Raw genomic sequence first — 6,648 nt, 5'->3', positions numbered from 1 at the left:
GGGCGGTGCCGTCCGTGGTGACGGGCTCCGGGGCGCCCGCGGCGGTGCCATCCGCCGTGGCCGGCTTCGAGGCGCCGGCGGCGCTCCCGACGGTCCCACCGCCCCCGTCGGTCGTGACGGCCGGGCCGGGAGGAACGGCGGCGTGCCCGGACGGCAGGGTGAGTGCCGGGCGCGCGGCGGAGAGCGGAACGGCGGGGACGGTGAGACCGGACAGCTCGTCCGTCTGGCGCGGTATGGCGAACGGCTCCCCCACCGGGGAACCGGACATGACGGCCTCGATCGCGATGCCCCGCACACCGGAGCCGCTCGTCACCGGACGGCTCACGAGCGTCACCCTTCGGCCGTCGGGCAGGGTCACCTCGGCGGCACCCCGTTGGGCACCGGAGATGAGCTCGGCGGCCTTCTCTTTGAGGATGGCCTGGTCACGGGGGTGGAACTCGCTCGCCAGCGCGTCCAATGCCACACCGCTGAGCGGACCGGCCGTTCCGGCCCCGGTGGCCAGGTACGTCCGCAGCAGGCCCCGCTCGCGCGCGGAGCTCTGCCCCAGCAGCCGCCGCTCGATGCCCTCGGCCGCCCGGCGGATGGCGACCCCCAGGGCGGGCCGCTCGAAGCCGCGCGGGTAGCCGAGGCACAGGACGCCCTCGATGCGCCCGCTGAGCGGGTCGCGGACGGGCAGCGCGACGCAGGCGCTCTGCTGGGAGCGCTCCGCGAAGTGCTCGGCGCCGTAGACACGGATGAGCTGCCGCTCCGCCAGGGCCAGCCCGATGCCGTTGGTACCGGCGACCTGCTCGGCGAACACGAACCCCGGGACGACCTGGATGGCCGGGAGCCTCCTGGCCATCACCGGGTCCCCGAAGCGGCGCAGCAGCACCGTCCCGTTCGCGTCGGCGACCGAGATGTTGACCTGGCTGCCGGCGAACGTGGCCTGCAGCCGGTCGAGCACCGGCACGGCCGCCCGGACGATACGGCCACCCGGGTCGAAGTCCTCCCGGTAGGGCAGGTCGAACGTGTCCGGTGACAGCTCCAGGGACCGGGAGCGCCGCCAGGAGTTCAGGATGGACGTCCGCACGCCCGTCTCGACCGGCTCGCCCTGCAGGAACAGCTCGCGAAGACTGGCGGGCCCCGTGCCGTCCGTCGCACGCCCCGCCGGCCTGGGCTCCTCGCCGGATCGAACCACGCTTCGCCTCACTTGCGCCCGCGATAATCCGCTGCTCTGAAGAGAATCTGGCATTGATGAGAATACGGGCATTAAGGGCGGGCGTCACGGCGCGCCGGGACCACGCGGGGCCGGCGGCCGACGGGTCGGCGCGGCGGGACCACCCGGTCCGGAGCGGCGGGACCGCGCTCACCCCAGGAAACTCAGGCGCACCTTCCGTTCCGGGTTGTCCCTGTTGGTGTCCACCAGGCACACCGACTGCCAGGTGCCGAGCTCCAGCCGGCCGCCCAGCACCGGCAGGGTCGCGTGGGGCGGGACGAGGGCGGGCAGGACATGGTCGCGGCCGTGGCCGGGGCTGCCGTGCCGGTGCTGCCAGCGGTCGTCGGCGGGCAGCAGGGTGTGCAGCGCGGCCAGGAGGTCGTCGTCGCTGCCGGCGCCGGTCTCCAGGACGGCGATGCCGGCCGTGGCGTGCGGGACGAAGACGTTGAGGAGGCCGTCGCGGCCGCCCGCCGCCTCCCGCAGGAAGGACTCGCAAGCGCCCGTGATGTCGAGGACCCTCTCCGCGGCACCGGTGCTGACGTCGAGAACTCGGGTGGTGAAGACATCTGACATGCCTCCATCCTGACGCACACGCCGCGCACCCCGGGCCACCACGGGCCACGCCGGACCGAGCGGCGACAGGGACGTGGGGTCCCCCGCCACAGAACGGAGGACCCCGCGCGTCACGGCCTGGTGACGGCCGAGCCGTCGTAGACGTTGTCGGGGGGCGTGACCGCCGTGATCGCCCGGACGAGCAGTGTCGACGGCTCCTGGCCCTCGACCACGACATCCGTGTTGATCACGATGACCAGGATGGCCTTCTGCGAGGGCAGGTAGACGGTCACATCGGCAGGCGGGTGACGGTGTCGGCCACACCGGTGGCGCGGCCGCAGCTCCCCCTGCCCGGCATCCACAGTCCGACGACGACACCGGGGATGCCGGCCTGCCCGCGGACCTCCGCGACGGCCCGGTCGAGCCGTTCGGTGAGCTCGAGGCCGAGACCGTGCCGCGGGGAGTCGCCACGGTCATGGCGGACGGCACCGGTGGCCGGGGCGGCCGTGGCGGGCATCGTCGCCATGGGGGCCGGCACGGACGCCACGAGCAGCGCTGCGGCGAACAAGACGGCGGGAGGGAGTACGTCGCCTCGGGGGCGCCTCTTCCGGAGGGGCGGGACGCGAGGAACATCACCACCCACACCGGTGCTTGGGACCGCCTTCCGATCCGCCGACGGAGGAGTCCACTCGATCGGAGCCACGCGCATCGGTCGCCGGGGAGATCCACAGGAGCGGATCCGCAGGGGAAGATCCATGACCCCGTCCCGGTTAGTAGAAGCGTGAACAACACGCGCGAGGTCGAGGTAGTCGTCATAGGCGCCGGTCAGGCCGGTCTGGCAGCCGCATATCACCTGCGGCGGTCCGGTTTCGAGCCGGGCCGCCACTTCGTCGTGCTCGACCACTCCCCCGCCCCCGGGGGCGCCTGGCAGTTCCGCTGGCCGTCGCTGACCTACGGCAAGGTGCACGGGATGCACGCCCTTCCGGGCATGGAGCTCAGGGACGCCGCCCTGGAGCGACCGTCCGCCGAGGTGATCAGCGAGTACTTCGACCGCTACGAGCGGACCTTCGACCTGCGGGTCAGGCGCCCGGTGGACGTAAGGACCGTGCGCGAGGAGTCCGGCGGGCGGCTGCTCGTGGAGACCTCGGATGGCGTGTGGTCGACCCGGGCGCTGATCAACGCGACCGGCACCTGGAACCGGCCGTTCTGGCCGCGCTACCCGGGCCAGGAGACTTTCCGGGGGCGGCAGTTGCACACCGCGCAGTACCCCGGACCCGAGGAGTTCGCCGGGCAGCGGGTCGTGGTCGTGGGTGGCGGCGCCTCGGCCACCCAGCATCTGCTGGAGATCACCTCGTACGCGGCGGCCACCACCTGGGTGACGCGGCGCCCTCCGGTCTTCCGCGAGGGCCCGTTCGACGAGGACGCCGGCCGCGCGGCGGTGGCGCTCGTCGAGGAACGGGTACGGCAGGGGCTGCCGCCCCGCAGTGTCGTCTCGGTCACCGGACTGCCGTTCAACGACGCGATCCGGCAGGGCATCGAGGACGGAGTGCTCGACCGGCAGCCGATGTTCGACCGCATCACGCCCATGGGGGTGGACTGGGAGGGGGGCCGCCACATCGACGCCGACGTCATCCTGTGGGCCACCGGCTTCCGCGCGGCCATCGGCCACCTCGCGCCGCTGCGGCTGCGCTCCCCGGGCGGCGGCATCCGCATGGAAGGCACGCACGCGGCCGCGGACCCGCGCATCCATCTGGTGGGCTACGGACCGTCGGCCAGCACCATCGGAGCCAACCGCGCCGGCCGTGCGGCCGTACGGGACATCAGACGACTGCTGGAGCGGGAGCCGGCCGCGGCGTGACACGGCTCGGGCCCCCAGGACCTCACCCGGCCGCCTGCGCCCCACTCTTCTTCTTCGTCTGCGCGTTGAACTCCGCGACGTTGCGCTGGTGTTCCTGGTAGTCCGCCGTGAAGCGGGTCTCGCCCGGGCGGACCGTGACGAAGTACAGCCAGTTGCCCGGGGGCGGGTTGATGGCCGCACGCATCGCCTCCTCGCCGGGGTTGCCGATGGGTGTGGGCGGCAGGCCCATGCGCTGGTACGAGTTGTAGGGGCTCTCGATCCGGGTGTCGCTCTCCGCCGTGCGGAGGGTGGAGCGGTTGAGGGCGTAGTTGATCGTGGAGTCCATCTGCAGCGGCATGCCGCGCTCGAGGCGGTTGAAGATCACCCGGGCCACCTTGCCCATGTCGGCCTTGGTGGCCGCCTCCGCCTGGACGATGCTCGCGATGGTGACGGCCTGGTACACGTTCATGGCGTTGCGCTGCGCCCCGGCGGCGATGGGCGCGCCGTTGAACTTCTCGTTCGCGGTGTCGACCATCAACGCGAGGAGCTTGTCCGGCGTGGCCTTCTCCGGGAGCGGATAGGTGGCCGGGAAGAGGTAGCCCTCAGGATTGCCCTCGGCGTCGTTCGGCAGTTTCAGGGCGGCCTTGTCCAGGGACTTCTTCGTGCTGCCGGCGGGCAGGGCGAGGGCCTTGTCGACAGCCGCGTACACCTGGCTCGCGCGCCATCCCTCGGGGATCGCCAGGGTCGTGGGCCGACTCTCCTCCTCGGTCCCGAGGGTCAGCAGCGGCACCGCCACGGCGGTACCGACCACGACGGCTCCGGTCGCGACGAGGGCGATGCGGCCCCTGCGCGTCAGTCGAATCGTGCTCCGTGGCGGAGTGTTCTTCTGCATGCGGGCACGGTAACCCGCATATCGCCATAAACCCGGCATATTTTCATCTTGTCGGTTCCAGTTGAGCGTCCCGGCGTACCAGCGCCGCGTACCGGCCGCCCTCCTCCAGAAGCTCCTCGTGCGTGCCGCGTTCGACCGCGCGGCCCGAGTCGAGGACCACGATCTGGTCGGCGCCGCGCACAGTGGACAGCCGGTGGGCGATGGTGAGGGTGGTGCGGTTGGCCGACAGGGCGTCGATGGCGTCCTGGACGGCGGCCTCGGTCCGGGTGTCCAGCGCGCTGGTGGCCTCGTCGAGGATGAGCACCGGCGGGTCGCGCAGGATGGTGCGGGCGATGGCCAGGCGCTGCTTCTCCCCGCCGGAGAAGCGGTGGCCGCGCTCACCGACGACGGTGTCGTAACCGTCCGGCAGGGCCGCGATGTGGTCGTGGATCTGGGCGGCCTTGGCCGCCTGGTGGAGTTCCTCGTCGGTGGCGTCGGGCTTGGCGAAGCGCAGGTTCTCGGCGACCGATGCGTGGAAGAGGTACGTCTCCTGCGAGACGACGCCGACCGCGCGCGCCAGGGTGTCGAAGTCGAGGTCGCGCACGTCGGTCCCGTCGAGGGTGACCCGGCCGCCGGTCACGTCGTAGAGCCGGGGCACCAGGTAGCCGAGGGTGGACTTGCCGGCCCCGGTGGGGCCGACGACGGCGAGGCTGCCGCCGGCCGGGACGGTGAGGTCGATGCCGTCGAGGACGGGGCCGGCCTTGCCGTCGTAGCCGAAGGAGACGTTCTCGAAGCAGACCTCGCCCTTGATCCGGTCCAGGCGCACCGGGTCGGGGCGCTCGGTGATGTCGATCGGCAGGTCGAGGTACTCGAAGATGCGCTGGAAGAGGGCGAGCGAGGTCTGGATCTGCACTCCGGTCGACAGCAGACTCACGGCCGGGCGGAACAGGCCTTGCTGGAGCGAGACGAAGGCGACGATCGTACCGATGGAGACCTCGGGGCCGCCCATCTGGAGGGCCATGCCGGCGGTCCAGTAGATGACGGCGGGCAGGGCGGCCATGACGATGGTGATGACGGCCATGCGCCACCGGCCGGCCATGTTCGACCGCACCTCCAGGTCGACGAGTTCCTCGGACTCGTCGGAGAAGGACTTCGTCAGCGAGTCGGAGCGGCCCATCGTGCGGCCGAGCAGGATGCCGCTGACGGAGAGCGACTCGGTGACGGTGGCGGCCATCGCGGCCATCTGCTTCTGCCGTTGGGTGGTGATCTTTCGGCGTTCGTTGCCGACCCGGCGGCTGATCCACACGAACACCGGCAGCAACAGCAGGGAGACGACCGTCAGGCGCCAGTCGAGGGCGATCATCGCAACGATGGTGGCGACCACGCTGGTGACGTTGGAGACCAGCGAGGTCGCGGTGGAGGTGACGGTGGCCTGCATGCCGCCGATGTCGTTGGCGATGCGGGACTGCACCTCACCCGTGCGCGTGCGTGTGAAGAAGGCGAGGGACATGCGCTGGAGCCGGCCGTAGACGGCGGTGCGCAGGTCGTGCATGACGCGCTGGCCGACGGTCGTGGAGATCAGGGTCTGCAGGACTCCGAAGACGCTGGTGAGGACGGCGCTGAGGATCATGCCGAGGGCGAGCAGGCTGAGCAGGCCCGTGCGCCCCTCGGGGATCGCGACGTCGAGGATCTCCTTCAGCAGGAAGGGCGTGGCGACCGAGACCAGTGACGCGGCACCGACCAGCAGGCCGACGATCGCCAGGCGGCCCCGGTAGGGGCGGAAGAGGCCGAGGATGCGGCGGACCTGCCGGGGCTGCTCCTTCGAGTCGGCCGGCGGGGTCCAGGGGGCTTCACGGTCGGGATGCATGGGCTCCTACGAGGGGTGCGGCGGATCGGATCACAGCTCATTGTTACCTATGCTCACAATGAACAGCATCCTGATATTGTTCCCACATGACCACGCCCGACCCCGACGGCCTGCTCGCCGAGCAGTTGCTGCGGCTCACCCGCCGGGTCCACCGCATCCAGAAGCGCCATCTGGAGCACCGCGACCTCGGCATCACCCCGGCCCAGTCCCGGCTGTTGCGCACGCTGGCGCACTGGGGCGCGCCGCCGCGCATGGCCGACCTGGCCGAGCGCCTCGAGGTGGTGCCGCGGGCCGTGACGACGCTGGTCGTCTGCCTGGAGGCGAGC

At 71.7% G+C, this 6,648-nt stretch carries 6 protein-coding genes and 2 pseudogenes; 2 read left to right on the top strand and 6 right to left on the bottom strand.

Going from position 1 to position 6,648, the window contains the following annotated elements; all coding sequences use genetic code 11:
* The 4 genes and pseudogenes from ABZ281_RS31695 to ABZ281_RS31680 all read right to left on the bottom strand — a co-directional run.
* Positions 1-1,177: pseudogene (locus ABZ281_RS31695) on the bottom strand (protein phosphatase); the annotation flags it as partial.
* A gap of 168 nt (positions 1,178-1,345) precedes the next feature.
* The gene (locus ABZ281_RS31690) at positions 1,346-1,768 is read right to left on the bottom strand and encodes a YjbQ family protein (protein WP_356661074.1); all 423 of its coding nucleotides are present in this window, start codon (positions 1,766-1,768) and stop codon (positions 1,346-1,348) included.
* 110 nt (positions 1,769-1,878) lie between these two features.
* Positions 1,879-2,040 (bottom strand): hypothetical protein, encoded by a 162-nt coding sequence (locus tag ABZ281_RS31685; protein ID WP_356661072.1) that lies wholly within the window; start codon positions 2,038-2,040, stop codon positions 1,879-1,881.
* Positions 2,037-2,315, bottom strand: a complete 279-nt coding sequence (locus ABZ281_RS31680) for a hypothetical protein (RefSeq protein ID WP_356661070.1) — start codon at positions 2,313-2,315, stop codon at positions 2,037-2,039. Before ABZ281_RS31680 ends, ABZ281_RS31685 begins: the two co-directional genes overlap by 4 nt.
* A gap of 213 nt (positions 2,316-2,528) precedes the next feature.
* On the opposite strand from ABZ281_RS31680, the gene ABZ281_RS31675 reads away from it, so the two are divergent.
* A complete protein-coding gene (locus ABZ281_RS31675) occupies positions 2,529-3,605 on the top strand; it encodes an NAD(P)-binding domain-containing protein (RefSeq protein WP_356661068.1) in 1,077 nt (358 codons plus the stop codon).
* Positions 3,606-3,627: 22 nt separating this feature from the next.
* Here ABZ281_RS31675 and mltG read toward each other — a convergent pair whose 3' ends face one another.
* Together mltG and ABZ281_RS31665 are read right to left on the bottom strand one after the other, a co-directional pair.
* On the bottom strand, positions 3,628-4,476 hold the full coding sequence (gene mltG, locus ABZ281_RS31670) for an endolytic transglycosylase MltG (protein ID WP_356661066.1): 849 nt from the start codon (positions 4,474-4,476) through the stop codon (positions 3,628-3,630).
* Between the two features lie 43 nt (positions 4,477-4,519).
* Positions 4,520-6,322, bottom strand: coding sequence for an ABC transporter ATP-binding protein (locus ABZ281_RS31665; RefSeq protein ID WP_356661064.1), 1,803 nt, complete (start codon positions 6,320-6,322; stop codon positions 4,520-4,522).
* A gap of 86 nt (positions 6,323-6,408) precedes the next feature.
* Here ABZ281_RS31665 and ABZ281_RS31660 point away from each other — a divergent pair.
* Positions 6,409-6,648: pseudogene (locus ABZ281_RS31660) on the top strand (MarR family transcriptional regulator); the annotation flags it as partial.

Source organism: Streptomyces sp. NPDC006265 (assembly GCF_040613555.1).
Taxonomy (GTDB): Bacteria; Actinomycetota; Actinomycetes; order Streptomycetales; family Streptomycetaceae; genus Streptomyces.
Note: the sequence above shows the minus strand (reverse complement) of the source record. Positions and strands in the feature narration are given on the sequence as shown.

What these genes read in the sequence shown, in the direction of transcription:
- mltG (WP_356661066.1), bottom strand. Translation starts at nt 4,476, where the DNA reads ATGCAGAAGAACACTCCGCCACGGAGCACGATTCGACTGACGCGCAGG.
- ABZ281_RS31665 (WP_356661064.1), bottom strand. Translation starts at nt 6,322, where the DNA reads ATGCATCCCGACCGTGAAGCCCCCTGGACCCCGCCGGCCGACTCGAAG.
- ABZ281_RS31690 (WP_356661074.1), bottom strand. Translation starts at nt 1,768, where the DNA reads ATGTCAGATGTCTTCACCACCCGAGTTCTCGACGTCAGCACCGGTGCC.